Raw genomic sequence first — 25,043 nt, forward strand, 5'->3', positions numbered from 1 at the left:
CCGGCAAGCCGATCACGGCTATTTCGGAATTTCTTCGAGAATGAGCCGGATTTCCGCAAGCGGCCTACGGCTTTCATCGAAGAGTTCCACCGACATCATATTCAAAGGTGCAGCCGGCAAGCCTTCTGTGGCCATCTCCGCCAACACGCGCCGCGCCTCCGCTTTCGCTGCTTCGACGGATTCAAAATCATATGCCGTCTCGGTCGTCCCGGCGCCATCACGATCGAAAAGTTGAAAGTAGAATTTCGGCACGGCATATCCCCCGCTAGATGAACCTAACGGTCCGGCGGACAACATGTTCCGCCGGAAAGGGTTTCAATGTCATGTGCCGCGTCAGAAGGCGCCGGCTTCCGGAGAGGCCATTTCCTCGATACCGTCGACGCGGTCGGGATAGAAGGCGAGATGATCCTTGATACTGCTGACCGCGGCATTCGGCGCCTCGTAGGTCCAGACGGCATTCTTCGAGCGCTCCCCGCCCGGAATGATGCTGTAATAGGAGGCGTCGCCCTTATAGGGGCAATGGCTGCTATGGTCGGTGCGTTGAAGCAGCGACATGTCCACGTCCCTGCGCGGAATATACTGCACCGGCGGATAGGAGGCCTCGCACAGCGTCAGCGCATCGCGCGTATCGGCAATCGTCTTGCCGCCGAGCGTGACGACGACGCGGGAAGGATTGTGCTCGACCGTGATCGGATGATCCGGCCCCGGAATCTTGATCGACTTGTCTGACATTTTTTCTGACATGGGGGTTCGTCTCCGGAAGGTATCGGTCCCATGGAGATAGGGCGGACATGCCGCCGGCCCAAGGCCTCGAACCTACTGATCTGACGACACCTGGGGTCAACCTTAGAATTCGAAACGCGGTGATACCGGACTGAGTATCGCCGTTTTCGCCACCACCGGCCAGTGACGTACAAGCGCATCAGCAGCTGTTTCGACCAGGCGGGCGATGTCGTCGCCGGCCGAGACGTGCAGGGCCTCGACAACGATCAGCACCGAGCGCGTCGTCTGCCGCACCGCCGAAAGCCCGCTCTGCCGGTTCGTCCAGCGCCGCGCATGTGCCCTGTGCTCATCGTCTGCGAAGATCACTTCGTTCGCCTCCGGATGCTCGATTTCGCCGGCGAAAGTCAGATAGGTCTCGTCACCCTTGGCTCGCCGGACTTCGAGATCGCCATCGATCCTTTCGACGTCGAAGACGGCGACCGGAATGGCGAAGGCGAGCGAAATCGCATTGCAGAGATCGATGAGCGGATGCAGGCGCGGCAGCGCATGTTCCTGGCGGAAGCGGCGCAGCAGCGCCTCGGAAGCGCAGCGATATTGCGTCGGCTTCAGCCCCATGCGGGAAAAGCCGCGCCGCCAAGCCTGGATTTCGGGGAATTCGCCTTCCTGCGCTTTGACCAGCCGGGCCTCGGCGATCGCGCTGAAGCTTACGATTGCCGCCTCGACATCGGCATCTGCATGGATGCCGTTGGCATGGAGCGCGCCGGCGCGAAGCTCCGGAAAGGCCTGCCACATGGCATCGGAATGGCTGAACTGCATGGTCTATCTCCCTCCGGCAAGTTTCACTGAACGGCTCCCGGCAAAGGCAAGCCCGAGCACGGCCGCAAGCACGCAGGCGATACCCGCGATCTGGCTGAGCCCGACCGGCTCGCCAAGAATGATGAAGGCAAGCATGACGGCGGAAACCGGCGCCAGCGCGGTGAAGAGCGCGGCCTCCGTGCCACTCACCCTTTCTGCCCCCGCATACCACAGCAGAAATCCGCCGACGGTCGGCACCAGCGCATAATAGACGACGGCGGCGACAGCGCTTGCCGAAATACCATCTGCGAAAGGCACTTCGAAAATAGCCGGGATGGCGGCAACGATAAAGCCGATGCCGGCCATCAGCGTCGACTGCGCAAGCGGCGCAATCTCCGTCTTCAGCCTTTTGTTCAGCAGGATGAACAGCCCCTCGCAGACGACGGCCAGGAAGATCAGCGCATTGCCGGAGAGCGCCCCTCCGGCCGCATCCGGCGTGAAGGCGATCGAAAGCACGCCCGCCGTTGCGAGCGCCACGGCAAGAAGCAGCGCACGCTGCGGCCGTTCGCGCAGCAGCAGGATGGAGATTGCGGCCGACACCACCGGCAGCGTGCCGATGATGACGCCGGCATCGGCCGCCGAGGTCAGGCTGAGGCCGGAGATCAGCAGCGTCGTATAACCGACGCTGCCGGCCCCGGCCTGAATGACAAGGATGAGGCGGTCATGCCGGGAAAACCTCGGCAGCCGCGCGCCGGTCGCCCACATCAGCAGGAGAAGGACAGGAAAGGCGATGGCGAAGCGCAATGCGGTGGCGCTGAACGGCGGCAGACCCGACGCGATCAGCTTGCTTGCGATCACAGTGCTTCCGACCGTCAGCATCGCCAGCGCCAGATAGACATAACCTTGAACCTGCCTCGACATTCAGCGTCTCCTGTTGAATGCGCCGAGAAAACAGCAGGGATGGATCAGGGTCTTGAACGAAATTGCACAGGTGCAAAGCAGCTGCTCAGAGAAAGGCGCCGGCATAGAGGCGCGGCGACAGACCGTATTTGCGCACGAAGACGCGCGTCATGTGGCTCTGATCGGCAAAGCCGCTGGCAAAGGCCGCTTCCGCAAGCGGCATGCCCTGAGCGATCAGCCGGCGGGCGATATGAATGCGGGCTTGGACGAGATAGGCGTGCGGCGTCAATCCGGTCGCCTTGGCAAAACCGCGCAGAACCTGGAAGCGGCTGAGTCCGCTTTCCCTGGAGAGATCGGCAAGCGAAACGGCGGCAAGCGGATCGTCGTCGATCAGGTCTCGTGCCGCGCAGATCGACGCCGGCACCAGTGGCCGCTCTTCGGCACCGCAGCGCTCGCGCATGACATCGGCGACGAGTTGCAGAAGCAGTTCCTCATGCAGCAACTCGTCCGCCGCTCCATCGCCGGTCACCGCGCGAAACAGCGCTTCGAAACGGGCGGCGATCGCCGCATTGCGGATGACGGGATGCGGAATTTCCGATCGTCCTGCCCCGTCTTCGCTGATCTCTCGCGACAGACCGGTGACGATGGCGGGATCGAAATAGAGGATGCGCCACGACCGGCCCTCGCCGATCGGCGCGCCGTCATGCACCTCGTTCGGATTGACCGTGATGATGTCGCCGGCCTCAGCCTCCACCATGCCGCGGCCGCTGAGCGACGACTGTGCCCCGGCGGATATCAGGCCGATGCCGAACTGCTCATGCGTATGGCGCGCAAAGCTGTGATGCGTTGCCGCCTCCACCGCTTCGACGCCTGATAGCGCCGAGCGCAACATCCTGAACTGGTTTTTCGCCATTATCTGCCCGCAGGTCCGATCGCCGGATACTCTGCCAGCCGCCGTGAGATGACGCAATCGTTGCGGCTAAACCGGCTGCTTAGAAGAACTCGTCGAGCAACTGGTAGTAGGCGAGCCTTGCCGGATCCGCGGCCGGCATGCCGTAGCGATCAAGGAAGGGCTGCACCAGCGCCTCGCCGAAATTGTGGGCAATGCTGCGGCAGGCGAGCGCGATATCCTGATAGCGGTCGGCGACGCCGAGACGGCTGCAGTCGATATAGCCCGAAAATCCCTCTTCCGATGCGGTGAAATTCGGCAGGCAGGCATCACCATGGGTGACGACGAGATCCTCGCGGCCAGGCCTCCCGCTTTCGAGTTCGGCAAACAGAGCCTCCGCACTTTTTCCAAGCCGCGTCTCATCGAAATCGGTCTCGTCGACGATACCGGCCTGCATCCGCGCTTTTGCCGTCGCGATACGTGTCTCCAGCCGGTGATCGAAGGGGCAGGATGCGATCGGCAGGCGATGCAGGTCATGAAGCGCCGCAGCCAGCAGTTCAACCCGCGCAAGCGGCGTCAGCACTGATGCACTGGCGAGATCACTCCCAGGCAGCGCGCTGATCAGCAACCGGTTGCGCGCACCGTCGCTGTCCTCTGCAATGATATCGGGACAGGGCAGACCGGAAGCCTTGACCCAGCGAAGCCTGGCGGCCTCGTCAGCGAGTTCGCCGAAAGGACCGACCTCTTCGACCTTCAGATAAAGCGTCCGCAATCCCGGAGCTTCCAGCCGGAAGACACTTGCGGCGGAGCGGCCGAGCGCATCGCGTTCGAACCGGTAACCGGCCAGACGGGCATCGAGCGCGCTCGCCGGCGGCGGTTGATCCTCTTGGAAAATCGACATGATATCTAGGCCATTGATGCTGGCGCATTATCCCGACAAGACGGGACAGCGCAAGCGACGCGATCGCTCAGCACACATTGGCAGACTGAGCGAGCTGTCTGCGACCTCAATGAACGGTTTCGGCGGGTGCGGCTTCGAGAAGTATTTCAAAAGCCTCTTCCAGAGCAGCCACCAGAATATCGGTCAGCTCGTCGCCCTTGTTTTCCAGGAACAGCGCACTGACGGCTTCGTCCTGATGCTCAAAGAAACGCTCGATCTCGTTCGACATATCATCTGTCCTCTTCTTCACCGGAATCATCACGGCCATGAAAAGAGGCTAGGTGCGGTTCCTTGCGCGTGGCTTTTTCCCGAATGAGACGCAATCCAGGATCGCTAGGGCTAGTCACGAATTTCATATTTCGCATACTGACTACGGGGGATCAATCCACCAACTTCGTGGGCAAATGACACGACTTTCGTCGCTTCCTCATCCACCTCGCAACGGAAACGAACCTGGTACCAGCCCTTGAATGTGCCAAAGGCGGCATCTCTTACATCAAGGATGGTACCGGTTCGCAATCCAAAACTAGGCAATGCGGACGGGAAATAAGGCGGCGAACCGTGAACGAGTTGGCCCTGAAGCTCGGTGGTGCAAAGCGTGGCCACTCGCTCTTTGCGCGGAAGACCACTGACCGCAGTTTGCGCAAACAAACTGCCATCTTCCGTCCGTGAAAACAGAGTTTTTGCCTTGGGCAGATCGTCCTTAGCTATCACTTTCGGTTTCTCAGCCGTCTGCTGCTCCGGCGGCTTGGCCTCCTCGATGCTTGTATTGGCTTCGCCAGAGACGTCTGTCGGTGGCCCATTTCGCTCTGGGGAAACGTCAGTCGTCGCGACCTCAGGAAGCTTCACGTCGTCCGGCACCGGTTTTGACGGAGGCTCCTCAGTTTTTGGTTTTTCTGCAGCAGTCTTTGTCGGCATCTGCGCCGGTTCGGCATCGTGCTGCGGCGGAGTTGTTGCGGGTTTGGTTTCGCCCTGAGGAGAATTTCCCGCCAACGACTTTTTGGGGCCACTATTCCTGTCGCCAAACTCGATGACAGGGCTCAGAGTCGGCATGGGCCTCGGCTTAGCTTGCTCGGGAGTCTTGCTGGCCGGCGGAGGCGGTGGCGGAGGTGGTGGCGGCGGTGGCGGAGGTTCCTTCTTGGCCTCTTCCGGCGGCTTCGGCTCCGGTGGCTTGGGCTTAGGCTCCGGTTTTTTCTCCTCCGGCGGCGGGACGAGTTCCACCTTCACGCTCTCGTCTTCGGCAGGCTTCGGCTCGATCTTCGGCAGCCCGAAAATGAGAAGAGCAACGATAGGAATATGGGCAGCAACGGACGCGACGACGCCCCAGCGGATTTCAGGCCGCTGCTTTCCCGTTTCGTGCTGCGCTTCCGCCGGTTCTACGTCTTCTTCTGTCACAGCAGCGATGTGGCCTCTAAAACCGGCAGCATCAAGCCACAAAAGAAAAAAACCGCGTGATCGAGCAGCGATGAGGGTTATTGGTCGGCCGCTCCATCGTCCGCCACCAGATTGTGCTCCTGCCATTCATCTCGCGGAATGGCATCGCCGACAAGGAAGGCAAAGGACAGGACCTTGCCGGAGCGGGCATCGAGCTCGCATTAAAACTGGATGTGGAAGGCACCGCCCTTCACCTCGACATTGTTACCGCTGACCTTCTCCAAAGTCGGGCCGGAGCCTGCCGCGACATTGCCAGCGCAGCGAGTGCTCCGCAACATCTAAGATCGACGATCTTCGGCCCTCGGCTACCCGAGTGAGCCGATGAGATCCCGGTAGGCGGCTTCCGGGAATGCCTTCAGCGTCTCCGTGCGGACATTGCCGCCCATCGCCAATGAGAGCGTAAAATGCGCCATGACGGCGTCATCGGGCGCCTCGCAGACGGCGACCATGTCATGCCCGCCCATCGTCAGGTAGAATTGGTTGATGGAGCCTCCGACGCCGGTGAGCAATTTCTTCGCGGCATCGAGCCGTTTTGCTGAGTCGCGCACATTGCGGATGCCCTGGTCCGTCCAATTGATCAAAAGAATGTAAGTGGTCATGTCGCACCTCCCAGAGCATGATGCCGAAAAGTGTCAGCCGTTTTCGGACAACGCATATACTCTATTGCTTTGATGTGGATCCAGATTCAGATTTTAGGCCCGTCAGGCCTGAAATTATCCGGATCTAGCGGAGGAGTGGTCCACGCAGGCATACGTCGACCCTCGCTCGCGCGTTGCGATCGATGCCTTCCCCCGTGGCCGGATTATAGGCTTGTCACCATGGAGGGACAAGAAAGATGCCGGGCTCATTGGTATTAATCACAAAAGGAAAAGCCGGGCATGAAGCCCGGCTTTTCCAATCAGAACGACGTGGCCGAAGTCTTAGCTGTCGAGGAAGCTTCTCAGCTTTCTGGAGCGGCTCGGATGCTTCAGCTTGCGCAGCGCCTTCGCCTCGATCTGGCGGATACGTTCACGGGTGACCGAGAACTGCTGGCCAACTTCTTCAAGCGTGTGGTCGGTGTTCATGCCGATGCCGAAGCGCATGCGCAGCACACGTTCTTCGCGCGGCGTCAGCGAGGCGAGAACACGGGTGGTCGTCTCGCGCAGGTTCGCCTGGATGGCGGCGTCGATCGGCAGCAGCGCGTTCTTGTCCTCGATGAAATCGCCGAGATGCGAATCCTCTTCGTCACCGACAGGGGTTTCGAGCGAGATCGGCTCCTTGGCGATCTTCAGGACCTTGCGGACCTTTTCGAGTGGCATGGCAAGCTTTTCGGCCAGTTCTTCCGGTGTCGGCTCGCGGCCGATCTCGTGCAGCATCTGGCGCGACGTGCGGACGATCTTGTTGATCGTCTCGATCATGTGCACCGGAATGCGGATCGTGCGGGCCTGGTCGGCGATCGAACGGGTGATCGCCTGACGAATCCACCATGTCGCATAGGTCGAGAACTTGTAGCCGCGGCGGTATTCGAACTTGTCGACCGCTTTCATCAGGCCGATATTGCCTTCCTGAATGAGGTCGAGGAACTGCAGGCCGCGGTTCGTGTACTTCTTGGCGATGGAGATGACCAGGCGAAGGTTCGCTTCGACCATTTCCTTCTTGGCGATGCGCGCTTCGCGCTCGCCCTTCTGCACCATATGCACGATGCGGCGGAATTCCGAGATCGAGATACCGGTTTCGGTCGCCAGATTCTGGATTTCCTGGCGAATGTCGCGGATCGTCGTGTTTTCGCCCCTGGCGAATTCCTTCCAGCCGCGGGCGGCCAGATTGCCGATCGACTTCATCCAGTTCGGATCGAGTTCGGCGCCCTGGTACTGCTCCAGGAAGGAGTCGCGCTTGACGCCGTAGGATTCGGCCAGACGCAGCAGGCGGCCCTCGTTGGAAACGAGGCGCTTGTTGATGTCGTAGAGCTGCTCGACGAGGGCGTCGATGCGGTTCTGGTTCAAGGACAGAGATTTGACGGCTTTGATGAGCTCATCTTTGAGTTCCTTGTAACGGCGCTCTTGGGCAGTGGACAGCGTGCCGGAAGCCGACAGCCGCTGCTCGACCTGCTGGTCCTGCAGCTTGCGCAGCTTCTTGTAGGTCTCGGCGATCGTATCGAGCGTCTCCATCACCTGCGGGCGAAGCTCGGCTTCCATCGCCGCAAGCGAAAGGTTGGATTCGTCCTCGTCCTCTTCCTCCTCTTCGGGAGGCAGGCCTTCGCCGCCGACATCGGTGATGTCGTCGTCGCCGGAGCGGGCGCGACGGGTCTTTTCCTTCTCTTCTGCGAGCTTGCGATCGGCTTCGATCTTCTCCGGGCTCTGGAACTGCGGCGCAGCCTTGGCTTCAGGGCCGGAATAGGTGGTTTCGAGATCGATGATCTCGCGCAGCAGCGTCGTGCCCTCGTTGAGCTCGTCGCGCCAGATGATCAGCGCCTGGAAGGTCAGCGGGCTCTCGCAGAGACCCGCAATCATCGTCTCGCGGCCGGCCTCGATACGCTTGGCGATCGCGATTTCGCCCTCGCGGGAAAGAAGCTCCACCGAGCCCATCTCGCGCAGGTACATGCGAACCGGATCGTCGGTACGGTCGGTCGGTTCTTTTTTCTTGGCGGTCGCCAGCGCCGTGCCGCTCGAAGGCGCGAGTTCGCCGCCTTCGCTCTCCTCGTCGCCGCCGGCGTCGTCGTCATCGCTGCCGCCGGAAGCACCGGCTTCCTCGGCTTCCTCGTCTTCGATGACATTGATGCCCATGTCGGACAGCATCGACATCGTGTCTTCGATCTGCTCGGACGTCACTTCTTCGGACGGCAGGACCGCGTTGAGCTCGTCCATGGTCACATAGCCGCGCTTCTTGGCGGCCTTGATCATCTTCTTGACCGCGTCGTCGGAAAGATCGAGAAGAGGGCCGTCGCTTGCGCTGTCGCGTTCGACTTCCGCGTCTTCGTTCTCTTTGACCTTGGTTGCCATTTATATCGTCGCCTTCCTGACGCTATCCAATCTCGCTACGGTGAACGGGCTGTCTCAGGGCCTGACGCGCCGCACGCGCCGCCCTCGAATCACCTTTGCCCACCTAACGGGATGACATTTAAAGCCTGATTAACCACGATTACCGGCACCGGACAGCAAAGCTTTCTTGCTCTTGGATTTCCGGCCATGGTTGCGCGATCCGCCTTGACCCAGTTCACCATTCAACAAGTCGAACGGTGATTCCCACATTTTTTGTTCTCGTCAAGCTTTTCCAGAAAAAAAGCCCACAAAAATACGGAAAAAGCCTTATCCACAGGCTTTGAACCGCGGCAGCGATTGCGAACCCTTATTTAAGATGCGGCGAACAAAAGACAAGGGCAGCAAATATTTTGCCCGCCGTACCAGTCATTTCTGCCATTTTCGCAGTTGTGCGAAGGATCTATTCGCCATTGCCTGACGGATATCGGCTAACGCGCCGCGCCGTCATACGGCTTCACCGTCAGCGCGCCGATATCGACCGCGGGAATGCAGCGCAGATTGATCGAAGCCATCGCCGCGCCGTTCGGACCCACGGCCTCGCCGAACGGCGCGATCCCGCAATGGGCGCAGAAGTGATGCCGAATGACATGTCGGTTGAAAGTATAAGTCGAGAGATTGCCCTCCGGCGTTTTCAGCGCCAGCTTCTCGCGCGGCACGAAGGCGAGAAGTCCGCCGCGCCTGCGGCAAAGCGAACAATTGCAATCGAGCGCCTCGGTGAATTCGCCTTCGACCTCGAAAGCCACGTTGCCGCAATGGCAGCTACCTTCATAGAGCATGTCGTCTCCTCACATCCAGTCCATCACGACCTTGCCGGAATTGCCCGACCGCATCGCCTCGAAGCCGTCGCGAAAATCGTCGATGCCGATCCGGTGGGTGATGATGGGCGCGAGATCGAGACCGCCCTGGACGAAGGCGATCATCTTGTACCAGGTCTCGAACATCTCGCGGCCGTAGATGCCCTTGAGATTGAGCATCTTGAAGATCACCTTGTTCCAGTCGATTTCGAAGCCCGCCGGCGCGATGCCGAGAATGGCGATCTTGCCGCCATTGTTCATCTTGTCGATCATATCGCGGAAGGCAGGTGCGGCCCCCGACATTTCCAGCCCGACGTCGAATCCCTCCGTCATGCCGATCGCCTTCATCACGTCGGCGAGGTTTTCCTTCGATGCGTCGACGACGTAGTCGATGCCGAGCTTGCGCGCCAGCTCCAGCCGGCGCGGATTGATATCGGTGATGACGACCTTGCGGGCGCCGGATCGCTTGGCGACGAGCGCGCCCATGATACCGATCGGCCCGGCCCCGGTGACGAGCACGTCCTCGCCGACCAGATCGAAGGAAAGCGCGGTGTGCACGGCATTGCCGAACGGATCGAAGATCGCGGCGATCTCGTCGGAAATATCATCCGGGATCGGCACGACATTGCTTTCCGGAATGCAGACGAACTCGCCGAACGAACCCGGCCGGTTGACGCCGACGCCGAGCGTATTTCGGCAGAGATGGCCCCTGCCCGCCCGGCAGTTGCGGCACTTGCCGCAGACGATATGCCCCTCGCCGGAGACCCGCTCGCCGATATGATAGCGGGTGACCGCCGAGCCGATCTCGGCGATTTCGCCGGAGAATTCATGGCCGACCACCATTGGTACCGGAATGGTCTTCTGCGCCCACTGATCCCAGTTCCAGATATGGACGTCGGTGCCGCAGATCGCCGATTTCTTCACCCGGATCAGCACATCGTTCGGCCCGACCTCGGGCACCGGCACATTCTCCATCCAGAGCCCAACCTCCGGTTTCGCTTTGACCAGCGCCTTCATCATGTTCGACATACTTGTCCCAACCCTTGCTTGGTGCTCGACTTCGCTACTCCCTCTTCTCCCCAGCGGGGAGAAGGTGCCCGATAGGGCGGATGAGGGGGTGGCACGGCACGCCGTCAAACTCAAATCACACCCAATTCCCGCCCTGCCTCGGCAAAGGCCGCGATTGCCCGCTCCACATCCGCCCGCGAATGCGCCGCCGACATCTGCGTGCGGATGCGGGCCTGGCCTTTTGGCACGACGGGGAAGGAGAAGCCGATCACATAGATCCCCTTCTTCAGCATCAGGCTTGCCATATCCTGGGCGAGCTTGGCATCATCAAGCATGACGGGAATGATCGGATGGCCTTCGCCGGCAAGCTTGAAGCCGAGCTTGGTCATTTCGGCGCGGAACAGATCGGCATTGTCGGAAAGGCGCTTGCGCAAGGCATCGCCGTTTTCGATGAGGTCGAACACCTTGAGCGAGGCAGCGGCGATGACGGGCGCCAGCGTGTTCGAGAACAGATAGGGCCGCGAGCGCTGCCGCAGCCATTCGACGACCTCAGCCTTGGCGGAGGTATAGCCACCCGAGGCGCCGCCAAGCGCCTTGCCGAGCGTGCCGGTGATGATGTCGATCCGGCCCTCGACACCGCAATATTCCGGCGAACCGCGGCCATTCTTGCCGACGAAGCCGACGGCATGGCTGTCATCGACCATGACCATCGCGCCATATTTCTCGGCGAGATCGCAGACGCCGCCCAAATTGGCGATGATCCCGTCCATCGAGAAGACACCGTCGGTGGCGACCAGCTTGAAGCGGTTGCCTTCGGCCTTTTTCAGTTCCTCTTCGAGTGCTGCCATATCGTTGTTGGCGTAGCGGAAGCGCTTAGCCTTCGAAAGCCTGACGCCGTCGATGATCGAGGCGTGGTTCAGCGCGTCCGAGATGATCGCGTCCTCTTCCGACAGCAGCGTTTCGAAGAGACCGCCATTGGCGTCGAAGCAGGAGGAATAGAGGATCGTGTCTTCCATGCCGAGGAAGGAGGAGATGCGCGCTTCGAGCTGCTTATGCTCTTCCTGCGTTCCGCAGATGAAGCGCACCGAGGCCATGCCGTAGCCGTATCGATCGAGCGCCTGCTTGCCTGCCTCGGCTAGTTCCTCGTTGTCGGCAAGGCCGAGATAGTTGTTGGCGCAGAAATTCAGCACCCGCTCGCCGGTGGAAATCGCGATCTCGCCCGCCTGCTTGGAGCTGATGACGCGCTCGGATTTGTAGAGGCCGGCATCCTTCAGCGCTGAGATCTCGTTGCTGAGATGGGAGAGAAATTGCGAGGTCATGGACGGCCTTTCCCAGAGATTTCGTTTTGCCCGCCGGGTTAGCATATTGCCGCCGGCTTGTCTTCTCAGCGCTGGACCGAGATCAGCAGGAACATCGGCCGGTCCATCTCCTCCGCCCAATCTGGATTGTCGTGGAGCTCATCTTCGTTCGGGCTCCACTCCTCGACATGGCGAATGGTAAAGCCGGCCGCGATCAATGTGTTGAGCGTCGTGCCGAGCTTGCGGTGCTGCTTGACCACACCCTTGGCAAGCCAGTCGGTGGTGCGCAGACCTTCGACGGAATAACGGTCGAGCGGCCAGATGCGCCGCCCCTCGGCATCGGCTGCCCAGGCGGGATTGGTCGGCGCCATGAAGATCGGATGCTCGATGGTGAAGACGAATTGCGATCCCGGCAAAAGCGCGCGATAGACCGTCGCGGCGAGACCGGCAAAATCCTCGATATAATGCAGCGCCAGCGAGCTATAGGCGAAATCGAAGGAAGCTTGAGCAAGTGTGAGATGCTCGAGATCGGCGATCTCGTAGGTGATCGCTGCTTCCGCCGTATCGGCCTTCGCTCTGGCGATCATCTTTTCCGAGATGTCGAGCGCAAGCACACTTGCAGCACCCTGGCCCACGGCAAAACGCGAAAACCAGCCGAAGCCGCAACCGAGATCGACGACGCGCTTGCCGGCAAGATCGGGCAGCAACGCGCGCACCGCCGGCCACTCCGATGCTCCGTCGAGCCCGTGCACGGATCGCCTCATGCCGCTATATCCGGCGAAGAATTCCGGTCGGTCGTAGATATTCTGGGCCATCGGCGCTCCTCCCTACTGCATAATTCCTGAAATCAGTATCGATTTCAGGAGAAATTATGCAGCAATTCAAAGTGCTACAGCGTCCTTTGCGCGTCTGAAAGACGCGCGGCGCTGTAGAGGCAGCACTACCATGCCCCCTCGCCCGATCTCAAGGATCAGGCGGGCCTGTTAACCCTTGTCCTGCGCAAACGATGATCTCGAGGAAGGCATCGCCGTAACGCTCCAGCTTCGCCTGCCCGACGCCTGATATGGCGAGCAGTTCCTTGCGGCTGCGCGGCTTCTCGGTGGCGAAAGCTATCAGCGTGGTATCGGGAAAGACGACATAGGGCGGTACGCCGAGCGATTTCGCGATCGCCATGCGCTCGGCCCGCAGTGCCTCGAAGAGACTGCCGTCGGCGCCTGATAGTCCCGATTTGCGTTCGCTGCGCTCTGCCTTTTTCGTGCGCCGTTCCGAGGCCGGCCGGTCCTTGCGGAAGAACACTCGCCGCTCGTGTTTGAAGACGGCGCGCGCCTCCGGCTCGAGCTTCAGCGCCCCGAAGGCCTCGTGGTCGACACGGATCAGCCCCATGGCAAGCAACTGGCGCAAGACCGACTGCCAGACGCGTGCCGAAATATCCTTGCCGGCCCCGAAAACCGGCATCTCGGTGTGGCCGAAACGCTCGGTCTTTTCGTTGACGTTGCCAAGGAGCACGTCGACGACATGGCCAGCGCCGAAACGCTCGCCGGTGCGGTAGACGGCGGCAAGCGCCTTGATCGCCGCCTCCGTGCCCTCCCAGGTCTCGACCGGCTTCAGGCAGGTGTCGCAATTGCCGCATTGTCCGGCATGCGCCTCGCCGAAATGAGCAAGGATCGCCTGGCGGCGGCAGGAGGCGGTCTCGCAGATCGCCAGCAATGCGTTGAGCTTGGCGCGTTCGACCCGCTTGATCTCCGCGGCGGCACTGCCCTCGTCAATCATCCGGCCGCGCTGGATCACGTCGGCCATGCCATAGGCCATCCAGACCTCGGACGGCAGGCCGTCACGGCCGGCGCGCCCAGTCTCCTGATAATAGGCTTCTACCGAGCCCGGCAGGTCGAGATGGGCGACATAACGCACGTTCGGTTTGTCGATGCCCATGCCGAAGGCGACGGTGGCGACCAGGCAAAGGTTCTCTTCTTTCAGGAAGGCATCCTGATTGGCGTCACGAACCGCCCTGTCCATACCGGCATGATAGGCACGGGCGCGAATGCCCTGCCCGTTCAACCATTCGGCCGTATCCTCGACCTTGGCGCGCGACAGGCAATAGACGATGCCGCTGTCGCCCTTGTGGCCGGACAGGAACCGCAGCAGCTGCTGGCGTGGCTGATCACGCTCGACGATCTCGTAGGCGATGTTCGGGCGGTCGAAGCTGGTGGTGAAGATTTCGGCAGAATCCAAACCCAGCCGCTCGATCATGTCGTCGCGCGTATGCGGATCGGCCGTCGCCGTCAGCGCCACTCTGGGCACACCGGGATATTGCTCGCCGAGCCGCCCGAGTTCGCGATATTCCGGCCGGAAATCATGGCCCCACTGCGAGACGCAATGGGCCTCGTCAATCGCAAATAGCGCGATCTTCTCGTTGGCGATCAGCTCGCGGAAACCATCGGTCAAAATGCGCTCGGGCGTCACGTAGAGAAGGTCGAGCTGGCCCGCCGAAAGCGCGCGGCGAACCTCGACGAACTCCTCGCGCGACAGCGACGAGTTGAGTGCTGCGGCGCGGATGCCGAGCTGCTTCATCGCCTCCACCTGATCGCGCATCAGCGCGATCAGCGGTGAAACGACGATGCCGACGCCATCGCGGCAGAGCGCCGGGATCTGGAAGCACAGCGATTTGCCGGCGCCTGTGGGAAAGAGCACGACCGCGTCGCCGCCGGAAACCACATGCTCGACCACCTGCTGCTGCTTGCCGCGGAAGGAGGAATAGCCGTAGACCTGCTTGAGGATATCGAGCGGCGAGCGGCCGGAAGAAAACAGCGCGCCGGAAGCGGAAAAGCCCGGTTCGTTTCGTTCGGTCAGCGACATCAGTGGTTCGCCGCCCCTTTGACACGGCCGGAAAGCACGCCGAAGCCATCGATGATCGCCTCCTGGTTCTCAAGGCGCACCCCTTCGAAATGCACTTCCTGCTGCGCTCGCATCAGCTGAACGATCGCCTCGCCGTCGCCGGCTTCGGTCGCCAGCGCGATCTCACGCTCGAGTTCGATCTTCTGCCGGCGCAGCGCCTTCGCCCGCTTGTGGGAGGCCAGTGCCTGGCGGTATCCCTCACGCGCATCCTCCATCGCCGCCTCCTCGGTCGCGATCCACAGCCGGGCATTGCGCACCTGCTGGTCGAGGCTCTTGATGAGCGGGCCGAAGCCTTCGAATTCCAGCCTTTCGGTCAGATATTCGCGCGTCAGATGCGGGCCGGCGACGGAAGCCGCAGCTCCCAGCATCGCCGACCAGAGCCGCTGCAGCTCGCGGCTGTCATATTCGATCGCGGCGATCTCGTCATAATCGTCGATCATCAGCGAGGGGTGATTGACGACGGTCAACGCCAGCACGCATTCGCGCAGCGCCGTATTGTTCTGGTGGCCGCGCACGGGACCCGAGCGGGCGAGCCTTTCTGAAATGACACTCGGGCTTTTCGGCCCGGCCTTGCCCGCATTGTCGCGGCCCGTCCGGTAATTGCCATTGCCGTTGAAGCCGCCGCGGCGATCGCCATTGTTGCGATTCTGGAACTGCGGCTGGAAGAAGGCGTTCAGCCGATCGCGAATATCCTGCTGATAGTGACGGCGGACATTCTCGTCGGCGATGACGGCGACCAGTTGCTTCAGCCGCGCCTCGAGCTCGGCGCGCGCCTCCGGCGTGTCGAACTTGCCGGTGTTGACCTCCCGGCTCCACAGCATCTCGGAAAGCGGCTTTGCCTGGCTCATCACCTTGTCGAAGGGCGCCCGCCCGTCATCGCGCACGAGATCGTCGGGATCCTTGCCGTCGGGCAGAAGCGCGAAGCGAACGGAACGGCCGGGCTTCAGATGCGGCAACGCCAGTTCGGCAGCGCGATTGGCCGCGCGGATGCCGGCGCCGTCGCCGTCGAAGCAGAGCACCGGTTGCGGCACCATCTTCCAGAGCAGCTCGAGCTGGTTTTCGGTGAGCGCCGTGCCAAGCGGCGCAACGGCATTCTCGATGCCCGCCTGATGTAGCGCGATCACGTCCATATAGCCTTCGACGGCGATGATGGTGCCGGTCGCATTATCATCTTGAGGATCGCCGCGGCCCGGTCCCTGGATCGCCCGCCGCGCACGGGCGAAATTGTAAAGGACATTGCCTTTGTGGAAGAGCTCCGTCTCGTTGGAGTTCAGATATTTCGCCGGCGCATCGGCCGCCATGGCGCGGCCGCCGAAGGCGATCACCTTTTCCCGCGACGAAAGGATCGGGAACATGATGCGGTCGCGGAAACGATCGTAGGAAACCGGCACGTTTTCATGGACGACCAGACCGCACGCCTCGATCTGCTCCTTGGAGACACCCTTGCCGGCGAGGAATTCCTTCAGCGCATTGCGGCTGTCGGGCGCATAGCCGAGACGGAAGGTCTCGATGGTGCGCCCCGTCAGTCCGCGGTCGCGCAGATAGGCGCGCGCCCTCGCCCCATTCGCCGTCTGCAGCTGATCCTGGAAAAACTGTGTCGCCATTTCCATGACGTCGATCAGCGACCCGCGCTCCTTCTCGCGCTTCTCCATCACAGGATCGGCAAGCGGCATCGGCACGCCGGCCATATCGGCGATCTGCTGCACCGCCTCGGGGAAACTCAGGCCCTCCAGCTCGGTGAGAAAGCGGAAATGGTCACCGGTGACGCCGCAGCCGAAGCAATGATAACGGCCTTTGCGGTCCTCGCAGTGGAAGCTCGGCGATTTCTCGCCGTGGAACGGGCAGCAGGCCCAGTAATCGCCGCGCGACACATTGGTCTTGCGTTTGTCCCAGCTCACGCGGCGCGCAATCACGTTCGAAATCGGAACGCGGTCGCGAATATCATCGAGAAAGGTGTTGGAAAAGCGCATCGATACCTCTTGGCCAACCTCCATATAAGCTGCTTTGCCGCTCCATGCCACGAAACTTGTTATGAAAACCCGCTATTCACAGGCTATCCGCGCGTTATCAGCGGCGCCGGTTATCCAATCAAAAACGCGTTATCGCCCCCTGCGACAGGGTGCGACATTATTGTCGTCGCAGAGCCGGAATTGCGCGACATCCATGACTTCCGCAACAGCGGAAGCCTCTGCCAGATCCGAGGAAAAACGTTTGGGAACAACGATTTGCTACCTCTTTCGACTGCGCCTCATCATCCTCCGCACCACCTGCCGAGAGTCCGCTTCTACGCCTCCCAAATCGCCTGTTCCGGCAATTATTATTTTTTTGTAATTTGAATAAGCCGCCGCACCGCAATAGGTTCGATCTCAACAAAGCGATCCCCGAGCGAAGCACCATCCCTACCCCCGGCGCCGCTTCGCAAGGGTGCCTTTGCAAATACCCTCCGGCTTGGGCTTCGGCCCTGCGTGCCGGTGGAAGCAAAGAGCAAGAAGGCAGGAGCGCCCCCAGCTCCTGCCTTCTTAAATTTTTGGCTCTCCCTGCGACAACTCTCCCTTTGAAATTAACCGCTTATCGATAAAACCGTTGACAGGCGGCGCTTGCATGAAAGATGTATGCGCCGAATTCCCTGGACCTCTCCAAATGGCTTTTACCGCGGATAATCTTGCAGCTGACGATCGCTTTCTCGCTGCCATCCTGCATTGCGCCGATCAGATGCTCGCCATCTATCGCGAGAGCCCGCGCATAGCTTCGATCTTCGCCGCGCAACAGCGCTGGCTGATGGCCCATGCCGGCTTCGCGCTTCATTACGGTTATTCCGACGACGGGAGGAGCGGCGGCCTCTATTCCGGCCGCTTCATCGATTTTGCGGTCAGGAACAATATCGCCAGCCGCAACACAGCCGCGGCCTTCATGCAGGAAATGCTGGCCTACCGCTTCCTGCGGCCGGTTCCCGGCCCCGACAAGCGCACACGCTACCTGGAGCCCACCGAAATCGCCGAGCAGCATTTCACCCGATGGCTCGTCGCCCATATGATGATCCTCGACAGCCTCGACGGCGGCGAGCGCGCCGATAAGATCACCGCCGACCCCTCGGCGATGATGGCAGCGATCCAGCCGCTGATCGCAAGAGCGATCATCGGGAGTGAAGCGGTGCGCAGCCCGGGCGCCACCTTCAACCTCTTCAACTGGGCGAATTCCGGCGGGCTGGTGATGGACTATATGATCTCGCGCCTTCCCGAATTTCCAAGGACAGCCGACCGCGTCGTTCTCGGCCCTCTGTCGCTCCGGGAAATCCGCGAACAGTTCATGATCTCCAATACCCACCTGAAGCGGCTTCTGATGCAGGCAGCGACCATGGAGAGCATCGGCTGGACGGAACCCTCCCGCAAGGGCGACTTCTGGCTGTCGGGCCGCTTCATCTGCGAATATTGGAATTATCAGGCGGCGAAATTCGCCATCATCGATGCCGCCGCCGAAGCGGTGCTCGGGCCTGCGGTCCGTGACGAACCGCAGGCAAGACGGGTTATCTGAGGCTTATCCGTTCAACAGTTCCTTGACGGTCGCCGACGCCTTGGCGAAATCCATCTGGCCGGCATAACGCTCCTTCAGCGCCGCCATCACCTTGCCCATGTCCTTGGCGCCCGCGGCACCCGTCTCGGCGATGATCGCCGAGACGTTGGCGCGCACTTCACTGTCCGAAAGCTGCTTCGGCATGAAATCCTGGATGACGGTGATTTCGGCACGCTCCTTGGCGGCAAGCTCCGGGCGGGAATTCTCCTCGTAGATCTTGGCCGATTCGTCGCGCTGCTTCACCATCTTGGCGAGAATCTGCAGGATCTCGTCGTCGCTCGCCTGCTCCTTGCCGGTGCCGCGATTGGCGATATCGCGGTCCTTGACCGCGGCCTGAATCAGCCGGACGGTGGAAAGCCGCTCCGCATTCTTGGCCTTCATCGCCTCTTTCAGCTGGGTGGCGAGTTGATCGCGCAGCATGGTCTTCACTCCTGTTTTGATGCCGCTTCATAAACCACGCTGATGCGGGGGATCAAATAAATTGCGCGGTCTGTGCGATAAAGCGCAGGAAAACGGCAGCAATCTCGGCTACAAAGATTGACCGCAAGCGATTGCGTGGCTATTTACCGCCACCTGCACCAAAATTCGTGATCAGGCCTGAAGCGCGAGGCATTGCCGCGTCCACACGCCTGCGAGATCAAAAGGCGGCCAGCCGCGGCAACGCGCGCACCGATCGCCGGAAACGGGATGAAGATGACCGCGACAGCACCCTGGACAATCGAAAAGCCGACCGCCCTGCTCGTTCTTGCCGACGGCACGGTCATCGAAGGCAAGGGCATCGGCGCCACCGGCAAGGTGCCGGCCGAAGTGGTCTTCAACACAGCGCTGACCGGCTATGAGGAGATCCTGACGGACCCCTCCTATCTAGGCCAGATCGTCACCTTCACCTTCCCGCATATCGGCAATATCGGCACCAATGATGAAGACATCGAGGATCTGACGCCGGCCGCCCGCCACGGCGCCGTCGGCGTAATCTTCAAGGCCGACATCACTGAGCCCTCGAACTACCGCGCCGCCAAGCACCTCGACCAATGGCTGAAGGCCCGCGGCGTCATCGGTCTCTGCGGTATCGACACGCGCGCGCTGACCGCCTGGATCCGTGAGAACGGCGCTCCGAACGCGGTGATCGCCCACGATCCGAACGGCGTCTTCGACATCGAGGCGCTGAAGGCCGAAGCCAAAGCCTGGAGCGGCCTCGAAGGTCTCGACCTCGCCAAGATCGCCTCGTCGGGCCAGTCCTCGCAATGGACCGAAACGCCGTGGGTCTGGAATGAAGGTTACGGTGAGCTCAAGGCGACGGACGCGAAATACCACGTCGTCTGCCTCGATTACGGCGTCAAGCGCAACATCCTGCGCCTGTTTGCCGGCCTCGACTGCAAGGTGACCGTCGTGCCGGCCGCAACGAGCGCCGAAGACGTGCTCGCCATGCAGCCGGACGGCATCTTCCTGTCGAACGGCCCTGGCGATCCGGCGGCAACCGGCGACTATGCCGTGCCTGTGATCAAGACACTGATCAAGACCGATATCCCGGTCTTCGGCATCTGCCTCGGCCACCAGATGCTGGGCTTGGCACTTGGCGCGAAGACCGAGAAGATGCATCAGGGCCATCACGGCGCCAACCACCCCGTCAAGGACCATACGACCGGCAAGGTCGAGATCGTCTCGATGAACCACGGCTTCGCGGTCGACTCGAAGTCGCTGCCGGATGGCGTTGAAGAGACTCATATTTCGCTCTTCGACGGCACCAATTGCGGCCTGCGCGTCCTCGGCAAGCAGGTCTTCTCGGTCCAGCATCATCCGGAAGCCTCTCCTGGCCCGCAGGACAGCCACTATCTCTTCCGTCGCTTCATCAACATGGTGCGTGAGAAGAAGGGCGAACCGGCGCTCGCCGAACGCTGATTTCAAAAAATGCCCATTTCCGAGGAAGGCCCGTTCAACGGGCCTTTTTCTTTATCCGCATATTGACCTCAGCTTAACTTGAGGAATTACAGATCTGCCTGCAGACATCTGATGCAGGAGAAAACTGGATGAGCGGAGCTTTCTTTCGAGTAGACAAGTTCATCGTGCCGGCGGCGGCACGCGAGGAATTTCTCGTCAAAGTGATGATGACCCACAAAGTGTTGGAAGCGCAGGACGGTTTCATCGATCACAGGGTGCTGGAGCAGGTCGCCGGTCCGGGCGAATTCAATTTCGTCACGATTGCCGAATGGGAAAATACCGAAGTCGTCGAGCGCGCGCGGGCAGCCGTGGCGGCCGCTCATAAGGCCGCAAATTTCGATCCGCAGGAAATGTTTTCGCGTCTCGGCATTCGTGCCGATATTGCCAGCTACAAACCTGTCGCGGCTTGAGGGTAAAACGGCCGGCTAGAGCAATTCCAGGAAAAGTGCGAAGCGGTTTTCCGTCCGGAATTGCGTAAAAACAAAAGGCTAGAGCGGTCCTGCGCTTCCGTTAAAAGCTGAACCGCTGTAGAGCATGATGCCGAAAAGTGTCAGCGGTTTTCGGACGACATCATGCTCTAACTATTTGGTTTAGAACGGGATGATTTTAAGCGACTCGGCCTAAAATCATCCCGTTCTAGGCGCCGGCCGTCACTCCTTCGCGGCGAAGGAGAAGGTAGAAGCGTGCGCAGAGCATGACGGCGGCCGCCGCCAGCCCGACGAGGAAGCCGAACCAGATGCCGATGCCGCCGAAACCGAGCGGCAAGGCAAAGGCCCAGGCGAGGAAGAAGCCGATCGGCCAGTAGGCGATCAACGCCATGATCATCGGCACGCGTGCGTCCTTGAGGCCGCGCAGCAATCCATTGGCAATCACCTGCAGCCCATCGACGAGCTGGAAAAGCCCGGCAACGACGATCAGCGGTCCGGCATAGGCAAGCACCTCCGGCGCCTCGGGCGAGTTGACGTCGAGGAACCAGCTGCCGAGGAATTGCGGCATGGAGGCAAAAAGCACGCTGCCCACCGCCGAAATGGCGCAGGCGAGGACGAGCACGGTGATCGAAGCGCGCACCAGCCCCTGATAATCGCCCTGCCCATGCGCGACACCGACGCGCACCGTTGCCGCCTGGCTGAGGCCGAGTGGGATCATGAAGGCGATCGAGGCCCATTGCAGGGCTATGCCGTGGGCGGCGAGCTCGATGGTGCCGATATAGCCCATCAGCAGCGAGGCCACCGTGAACAGACTGACCTCGGCGAGGATGGTGACGCTGATCGGGAAACCGAGCCGGATGACCTCCAGCAGCGCGTGCCAGTCGGGTTTCCAGAATCGCACGAAGATCTCGTAGCGCCGCGTCTCTTCCCGCCGCTGCACGAAAGCCAGGATGAAGAGGAAGCCGGCTGTCTGCACGACGACCGAAACGATCGCCGCCCCTTCGAGCCCCATTGCCGGAAAGCCGAAATGACCTAGCACCAGGGCATAGGCGAAGATCGCATTCATCACCAGCGTGACGATGGTGACGTTGAGGATGACGCCTGCCTTGCCGATTGCACTGACAAGCGAGCGCATGACGTTGAAGAGCAGCGCCGGCAGTACGCCGAACTGACCGATCATGATATAGCCGTGGGCGAGCTTGGCCACCTCGGGCTTCTGCTGCGCAAAAAGCAGGATCTGTTCCGCATTGAAGAAGGCCGGCTGCATGATGACCCAGTATGCGATCACCACCCACAGGCCCATGCGCAGCGACCGGCGCACCGAGACGAGGTCGCCGCGGCCATAGGCCTGCGCTACCAGCGGAATGACGGCGATGGCAAAGCCCGAACCGAAGATGAGGATCGTGAAGAGGAACTGGGCCGACAGCACCATCGCCGCCAGCTGCTCGGCGCCGAGACGTCCGACGATCATCACATCGGTGGTGTGGATGCCGAGCTGAGCGAGCTGGGCGCCGATCAGCGGAATGCCGAGCGCCAGCGTGGCACGGAAATGTGCACCCCAACGATTATCGGTTGTCGGCGCAAGCCTGCGCGCGTCGATCGGCGTGTCCATGACACCAGTCCTGTGATTGAAATATGCGTCGCCGCAGCTTGCGGCGAAATATCATCCGGGCTTAGATCAAAGCCCTGCAAAGAACTACCCCAAATGAGGCAGGTGATGAAAAATTCATCATCGCATCACCATTTCTGATCGATCAGCCCGTGGCTTCCAGCGCCTCGGCCGGCTCCCTCACCCGAACCCTTGTGAGGAATACCCCGGCGGCCAGAAGGATGAGCACGGCGGCCGTGAGATACGGCGCGCCGGCAAAAGTGACGGGCGCCTCAGGCCGCGTGAAATAGGAAAACATCTGCGTGAAGATCAGTGGCCCGACAATGGTGGTGATGCTGCTGAGGCTGGTCAGCGCGCCCTGCAGCTCGCCCTGCGCCGAAGGCGGCACCTTGCCGGCAGCGATGCTGCGCAGCGGCGGGTCGGCGACGTTTTCGATGACCGTCGCGACGATGACGACGTAAACCACCCAGCCCTCCCAGGCGAAGGCATAGCCGGTCAGTCCCGCAGCTGAAAAGCAGAGGCCGAGAAGCGCAGTCTTCCATTCGCCGAGCACCGGCACGATCCGCGGCAGAACCAGCCCCATGACGAGCGCAGCACCGATGCCGTAAATGCCGAGCGACAGACCGATCTGTCCCTCGCTCCAGCTATAGCGATAGGTCGAGACGAACGCCCAGACCGAGGGATAGACGGCATGCGCCAGGAAGAACAGGAACATGACGAGGCTGACCCAGCCGATGCCGGGATAATGGCGCATCTGGCGCAACGCGCCGAGTGGATTGGCGCGTTTCCACTCGAACCGGCGGCGGTTCTTCGCCTCCAGCGTTTCCGGCAGCAGGAAGCAGGCGGCGATGAAATTCAAAAGCGACAGCGCAGCCGCGCCGAGGAACGGCACACGCGGGCCGAATTCGCCGAGGACACCGCCGACGACGGGGCCGATGGTGAAGCCGACGCCGAAGGCGATGCCGATCAGCCCGAAATTTTTCGCCCGGTTCTCCTCCGTGCTGATATCGGCGATATAGGCCGAGCAGGTGGCGAAACTGCCGCCACTGATACCGGCAAGCACGCGGCCGACGAACAGCATCCAGAAGCTGGTGGCGATGCCGCAGATGAAATTGTCGATCGCGAAGGTCAGCACCGAAAGCAACAGGATCGGCCGGCGGCCGAAACGGTCGGACAGGTTTCCGAGCAGCGGCGCGAACAGGAATTGCATGCCGGCATAGACGAGCATCAGCCAGCCGCCGTCGATCGCCGCGTCGCTGACGCTGCCGCCGGTCAACTGCTCCAGATAGGCGGGCAGCACCGGCATGATGATGGCGATGCCGATAATGTCGAGGAAAAGGATGATGAAGACCAGGAAAAGGCCGCGGCGAACGAATTTCGGGTCAAGCATGAGGCATCTCTACAGCGGTTGGTTCTGAAAAGACGATCTCGTCGCCGAGAAAGTGACATAGCTCAGAAAAGAAACCGAAACAATCCGTGAACATTTCAAAGTTTTTGATAATGTTCAACGGGAAATTTATGAGAGGCCTCAACCGGTGGGCGCTTGCCGCCATTCCAGCTCCCAGAAGATCGAGAGCCGCCCAGCGGATCGCGGGCAATGCATCCCCTTGCAATCGCCGCGACGGCATCCAGATCAGAAGACAAGACCGGTCATTGTGCATTTCCCCGCACAGCCTGTTCGACGTCGTCCGATTATCGCCCGAATGCGAAAGCGGTAAAACGGCGTCCGGCAACGCCGCCCGGCGCGGATGCTCGATCGCACCGCGCTGAGCAGAAATAGGAGAAAACTATGCAGACCTATCGTTTGGGAAAGACCGGACCCGATGTCTCGGCCATCGGTCTCGGCTGCATGGGCATGTCGGGCATGTACGGCCCCTCAGATCGCGCAGAAAGCATCGCGACGATCCATGCCGCGCTCGATGCCGGCATCAACCTGCTCGACACCGGCGATTTCTACGGCATGGGCCATAACGAAATGCTGATCGGCGAGGCGTTGAAAGGCCGCAGGCGCGAGGACGCCGTCATCAGCGTCAAGTTCGGCGGCCTGCGCGATCCCGTCGGCGGCTGGAGCGGCATCGACGCCCGCCCGGTCGCGGTGAAGAACTTCCTCAGCTATACGCTGCAGCGCCTCGGCGTCGACTATATCGACATCTACCGTCCCGCCCGCCTCGATCCGAACGTGCCGATCGAGGACACGGTCGGCGCCATCGCCGACATGGTCAAGGCGGGTTATGTCAGGCATATCGGCCTGTCGGAAGTTGGCGCCGACACGATCCGCCGCGCCGCCGCTGTCGCCCCGATCGTCGACCTGCAGATCGAATATTCGCTGATCTCGCGCGGTATCGAGGAGAAGATCCTGCCGACGACACGCGAACTCGGCATTTCGATCACCGCCTACGGCGTGCTCTCGCGCGGCCTGATCAGCGGCCACTGGCAGAAGGGCCAGGGCGGAACGGCCGGCGATTTCCGCGCCTACAGCCCGCGCTTCCAGGAAGGCAATGTCGAGCAGAACCTCGCTCTGGTGGAGAAGCTGCGCGAGATCGCCCAGGCAAAGAGCGTCTCGGTCGCCCAGATCGCCATCGCCTGGGTCGCCGCCAAGGGCAAGGATATCGTCCCGATCATCGGCGCTCGCCGCCGCGACCGACTGACGGAAGCGCTCGGCTCACGCGCCGTCGACCTGTCTCCGGAAGATTTCGCCGTCATCGAACGCGCCGTGCCGAAAGATGCGGCCGCGGGTGGGCGTTATCCCGAGCATATGCTGCAGCATATGGACAGCGAGAAGTAAGCAAGGAGTGGAAGGGGCTGCGA

23 protein-coding genes and 1 pseudogene are annotated in these 25,043 nt (G+C 61.2%); 4 read left to right on the forward strand and 20 right to left on the reverse strand.

The window, feature by feature from the left end; genetic code table 11:
• Positions 1 to 18 precede the first annotated feature (18 nt).
• From RlegSU303_RS15845 to dnaG, 17 genes and pseudogenes are all read right to left on the reverse strand, one after another.
• A complete protein-coding gene (locus RlegSU303_RS15845; protein ID WP_131720226.1) occupies positions 19 to 252 on the reverse strand; it encodes a DUF6894 family protein in 234 nt (77 codons plus the stop codon).
• A gap of 81 nt (positions 253 to 333) precedes the next feature.
• A complete protein-coding gene (locus RlegSU303_RS15850) occupies positions 334 to 732 on the reverse strand; it encodes a DUF427 domain-containing protein (protein ID WP_011652877.1) in 399 nt (132 codons plus the stop codon).
• A gap of 114 nt (positions 733 to 846) precedes the next feature.
• Complete coding sequence (locus tag RlegSU303_RS15855) at positions 847 to 1,539, reverse strand: B3/B4 domain-containing protein (RefSeq protein ID WP_131720185.1); 693 nt, start codon at positions 1,537 to 1,539, stop codon at positions 847 to 849.
• 3 nt (positions 1,540 to 1,542) lie between these two features.
• Complete coding sequence (locus RlegSU303_RS15860; protein WP_017961404.1) at positions 1,543 to 2,439, reverse strand: DMT family transporter; 897 nt, start codon at positions 2,437 to 2,439, stop codon at positions 1,543 to 1,545.
• Between the two features lie 85 nt (positions 2,440 to 2,524).
• A complete protein-coding gene (locus RlegSU303_RS15865; RefSeq protein WP_131720184.1) occupies positions 2,525 to 3,331 on the reverse strand; it encodes an AraC family transcriptional regulator in 807 nt (268 codons plus the stop codon).
• Between the two features lie 79 nt (positions 3,332 to 3,410).
• The gene (locus RlegSU303_RS15870; protein WP_017961406.1) at positions 3,411 to 4,208 is read right to left on the reverse strand and encodes an APH(3')-II family aminoglycoside O-phosphotransferase; all 798 of its coding nucleotides are present in this window, start codon (positions 4,206 to 4,208) and stop codon (positions 3,411 to 3,413) included.
• Between the two features lie 106 nt (positions 4,209 to 4,314).
• On the reverse strand, positions 4,315 to 4,476 hold the full coding sequence (locus RlegSU303_RS15875; RefSeq protein WP_164986508.1) for a hypothetical protein: 162 nt from the start codon (positions 4,474 to 4,476) through the stop codon (positions 4,315 to 4,317).
• A gap of 110 nt (positions 4,477 to 4,586) precedes the next feature.
• Positions 4,587 to 5,684 (reverse strand): DUF930 domain-containing protein, encoded by a 1,098-nt coding sequence (locus tag RlegSU303_RS15880; protein WP_017961408.1) that lies wholly within the window; start codon positions 5,682 to 5,684, stop codon positions 4,587 to 4,589.
• 35 nt (positions 5,685 to 5,719) lie between these two features.
• A pseudogene (locus RlegSU303_RS15885) lies at positions 5,720 to 5,902 on the reverse strand (DUF930 domain-containing protein); the annotation flags it as partial.
• A gap of 84 nt (positions 5,903 to 5,986) precedes the next feature.
• Entirely contained in the window at positions 5,987 to 6,280 is a 294-nt protein-coding gene (locus tag RlegSU303_RS15890; RefSeq protein ID WP_017961410.1) for a GYD domain-containing protein, read from the reverse strand.
• Positions 6,281 to 6,601: 321 nt separating this feature from the next.
• Positions 6,602 to 8,659 carry an RNA polymerase sigma factor RpoD gene (gene rpoD / locus RlegSU303_RS15895; protein ID WP_017961411.1) on the reverse strand — a complete coding sequence of 686 codons (2,058 nt, stop codon included), beginning with the start codon at positions 8,657 to 8,659 and terminating at the stop codon, positions 6,602 to 6,604.
• 467 nt (positions 8,660 to 9,126) lie between these two features.
• Positions 9,127 to 9,474, reverse strand: coding sequence for a GFA family protein (locus RlegSU303_RS15900; RefSeq protein WP_094088730.1), 348 nt, complete (start codon positions 9,472 to 9,474; stop codon positions 9,127 to 9,129).
• 9 nt (positions 9,475 to 9,483) lie between these two features.
• Positions 9,484 to 10,521 (reverse strand): L-threonine 3-dehydrogenase, encoded by a 1,038-nt coding sequence (gene tdh / locus RlegSU303_RS15905; protein ID WP_131719313.1) that lies wholly within the window; start codon positions 10,519 to 10,521, stop codon positions 9,484 to 9,486.
• 110 nt (positions 10,522 to 10,631) lie between these two features.
• Positions 10,632 to 11,819 carry a glycine C-acetyltransferase gene (locus RlegSU303_RS15910; RefSeq protein WP_131630477.1) on the reverse strand — a complete coding sequence of 396 codons (1,188 nt, stop codon included), beginning with the start codon at positions 11,817 to 11,819 and terminating at the stop codon, positions 10,632 to 10,634.
• A 65-nt stretch (positions 11,820 to 11,884) separates the two neighbouring features.
• Entirely contained in the window at positions 11,885 to 12,613 is a 729-nt protein-coding gene (locus tag RlegSU303_RS15915) for a class I SAM-dependent methyltransferase (RefSeq protein WP_131630478.1), read from the reverse strand.
• Positions 12,614 to 12,761: 148 nt separating this feature from the next.
• Positions 12,762 to 14,651: a DNA helicase RecQ gene (recQ, locus tag RlegSU303_RS15920; protein WP_131719312.1), complete on the reverse strand. Its 1,890-nt coding sequence runs from the start codon at positions 14,649 to 14,651 to the stop codon at positions 12,762 to 12,764.
• On the reverse strand, positions 14,651 to 16,660 hold the full coding sequence (dnaG, locus tag RlegSU303_RS15925; RefSeq protein WP_131719311.1) for a DNA primase: 2,010 nt from the start codon (positions 16,658 to 16,660) through the stop codon (positions 14,651 to 14,653). Before dnaG ends, recQ begins: the two co-directional genes overlap by 1 nt.
• Positions 16,661 to 17,330: 670 nt before the next feature.
• On the opposite strand from dnaG, the gene RlegSU303_RS15930 reads away from it, so the two are divergent.
• Positions 17,331 to 18,221 carry a hypothetical protein gene (locus RlegSU303_RS15930; RefSeq protein WP_131719310.1) on the forward strand — a complete coding sequence of 297 codons (891 nt, stop codon included), beginning with the start codon at positions 17,331 to 17,333 and terminating at the stop codon, positions 18,219 to 18,221.
• A 3-nt stretch (positions 18,222 to 18,224) separates the two neighbouring features.
• Here the strand turns inward: RlegSU303_RS15930 and RlegSU303_RS15935 are convergent, their stop codons facing one another.
• Positions 18,225 to 18,680: a GatB/YqeY domain-containing protein gene (locus RlegSU303_RS15935; protein WP_028758328.1), complete on the reverse strand. Its 456-nt coding sequence runs from the start codon at positions 18,678 to 18,680 to the stop codon at positions 18,225 to 18,227.
• Between the two features lie 273 nt (positions 18,681 to 18,953).
• Here RlegSU303_RS15935 and carA point away from each other — a divergent pair, with 273 nt between their 5' ends.
• Both carA and RlegSU303_RS15945 read left to right on the forward strand, forming a co-directional pair.
• Positions 18,954 to 20,159 (forward strand): glutamine-hydrolyzing carbamoyl-phosphate synthase small subunit, encoded by a 1,206-nt coding sequence (gene carA, locus RlegSU303_RS15940; RefSeq protein WP_131719319.1) that lies wholly within the window; start codon positions 18,954 to 18,956, stop codon positions 20,157 to 20,159.
• 128 nt (positions 20,160 to 20,287) lie between these two features.
• Complete coding sequence (locus tag RlegSU303_RS15945; RefSeq protein ID WP_065280776.1) at positions 20,288 to 20,608, forward strand: antibiotic biosynthesis monooxygenase family protein; 321 nt, start codon at positions 20,288 to 20,290, stop codon at positions 20,606 to 20,608.
• Positions 20,609 to 20,834: 226 nt separating this feature from the next.
• Here the strand turns inward: RlegSU303_RS15945 and RlegSU303_RS15950 are convergent, their stop codons facing one another.
• On the reverse strand, positions 20,835 to 22,238 hold the full coding sequence (locus RlegSU303_RS15950; RefSeq protein ID WP_072637714.1) for an MATE family efflux transporter: 1,404 nt from the start codon (positions 22,236 to 22,238) through the stop codon (positions 20,835 to 20,837).
• Positions 22,239 to 22,380: 142 nt separating this feature from the next.
• The gene (locus RlegSU303_RS15955; RefSeq protein WP_131719309.1) at positions 22,381 to 23,625 is read right to left on the reverse strand and encodes a TCR/Tet family MFS transporter; all 1,245 of its coding nucleotides are present in this window, start codon (positions 23,623 to 23,625) and stop codon (positions 22,381 to 22,383) included.
• A gap of 399 nt (positions 23,626 to 24,024) precedes the next feature.
• On the opposite strand from RlegSU303_RS15955, the gene RlegSU303_RS15960 reads away from it, so the two are divergent.
• On the forward strand, positions 24,025 to 25,020 hold the full coding sequence (locus RlegSU303_RS15960) for an aldo/keto reductase (RefSeq protein WP_017961421.1): 996 nt from the start codon (positions 24,025 to 24,027) through the stop codon (positions 25,018 to 25,020).
• Positions 25,021 to 25,043: the final 23 nt, after the last annotated feature.

It is taken from the genome of Rhizobium sp. SU303, assembly GCF_021052345.1.
In the GTDB taxonomy this organism is placed as follows: domain Bacteria; phylum Pseudomonadota; class Alphaproteobacteria; order Rhizobiales; family Rhizobiaceae; genus Rhizobium; species Rhizobium laguerreae.

Excerpts from the sequence above, each read along its gene's own strand:
- dnaG (WP_131719311.1), bottom strand. The coding sequence starts at position 16,660 with ATGCGCTTTTCCAACACCTTTCTCGATGATATTCGCGACCGCGTTCCG.
- RlegSU303_RS15930 (WP_131719310.1), top strand. The coding sequence starts at position 17,331 with ATGGCTTTTACCGCGGATAATCTTGCAGCTGACGATCGCTTTCTCGCT.
- RlegSU303_RS15910 (WP_131630477.1), bottom strand. The coding sequence starts at position 11,819 with ATGACCTCGCAATTTCTCTCCCATCTCAGCAACGAGATCTCAGCGCTG.
- RlegSU303_RS15900 (WP_094088730.1), bottom strand. The coding sequence starts at position 9,474 with ATGCTCTATGAAGGTAGCTGCCATTGCGGCAACGTGGCTTTCGAGGTC.
- RlegSU303_RS15860 (WP_017961404.1), bottom strand. The coding sequence starts at position 2,439 with ATGTCGAGGCAGGTTCAAGGTTATGTCTATCTGGCGCTGGCGATGCTG.
- RlegSU303_RS15890 (WP_017961410.1), bottom strand. The coding sequence starts at position 6,280 with ATGACCACTTACATTCTTTTGATCAATTGGACGGACCAGGGCATCCGC.
- RlegSU303_RS15865 (WP_131720184.1), bottom strand. The coding sequence starts at position 3,331 with ATGGCGAAAAACCAGTTCAGGATGTTGCGCTCGGCGCTATCAGGCGTC.
- RlegSU303_RS15915 (WP_131630478.1), bottom strand. The coding sequence starts at position 12,613 with ATGGCCCAGAATATCTACGACCGACCGGAATTCTTCGCCGGATATAGC.
- carA (WP_131719319.1), top strand. The coding sequence starts at position 18,954 with ATGACCGCGACAGCACCCTGGACAATCGAAAAGCCGACCGCCCTGCTC.
- rpoD (WP_017961411.1), bottom strand. The coding sequence starts at position 8,659 with ATGGCAACCAAGGTCAAAGAGAACGAAGACGCGGAAGTCGAACGCGAC.
- tdh (WP_131719313.1), bottom strand. The coding sequence starts at position 10,521 with ATGTCGAACATGATGAAGGCGCTGGTCAAAGCGAAACCGGAGGTTGGG.
- RlegSU303_RS15870 (WP_017961406.1), bottom strand. The coding sequence starts at position 4,208 with ATGTCGATTTTCCAAGAGGATCAACCGCCGCCGGCGAGCGCGCTCGAT.
- RlegSU303_RS15935 (WP_028758328.1), bottom strand. The coding sequence starts at position 18,680 with ATGCTGCGCGATCAACTCGCCACCCAGCTGAAAGAGGCGATGAAGGCC.
- recQ (WP_131719312.1), bottom strand. The coding sequence starts at position 14,651 with ATGTCGCTGACCGAACGAAACGAACCGGGCTTTTCCGCTTCCGGCGCG.
- RlegSU303_RS15850 (WP_011652877.1), bottom strand. The coding sequence starts at position 732 with ATGTCAGACAAGTCGATCAAGATTCCGGGGCCGGATCATCCGATCACG.
- RlegSU303_RS15855 (WP_131720185.1), bottom strand. The coding sequence starts at position 1,539 with ATGCAGTTCAGCCATTCCGATGCCATGTGGCAGGCCTTTCCGGAGCTT.
- RlegSU303_RS15945 (WP_065280776.1), top strand. The coding sequence starts at position 20,288 with ATGAGCGGAGCTTTCTTTCGAGTAGACAAGTTCATCGTGCCGGCGGCG.
- RlegSU303_RS15960 (WP_017961421.1), top strand. The coding sequence starts at position 24,025 with ATGCAGACCTATCGTTTGGGAAAGACCGGACCCGATGTCTCGGCCATC.
- RlegSU303_RS15875 (WP_164986508.1), bottom strand. The coding sequence starts at position 4,476 with ATGTCGAACGAGATCGAGCGTTTCTTTGAGCATCAGGACGAAGCCGTC.
- RlegSU303_RS15955 (WP_131719309.1), bottom strand. The coding sequence starts at position 23,625 with ATGCTTGACCCGAAATTCGTTCGCCGCGGCCTTTTCCTGGTCTTCATC.
- RlegSU303_RS15950 (WP_072637714.1), bottom strand. The coding sequence starts at position 22,238 with ATGGACACGCCGATCGACGCGCGCAGGCTTGCGCCGACAACCGATAAT.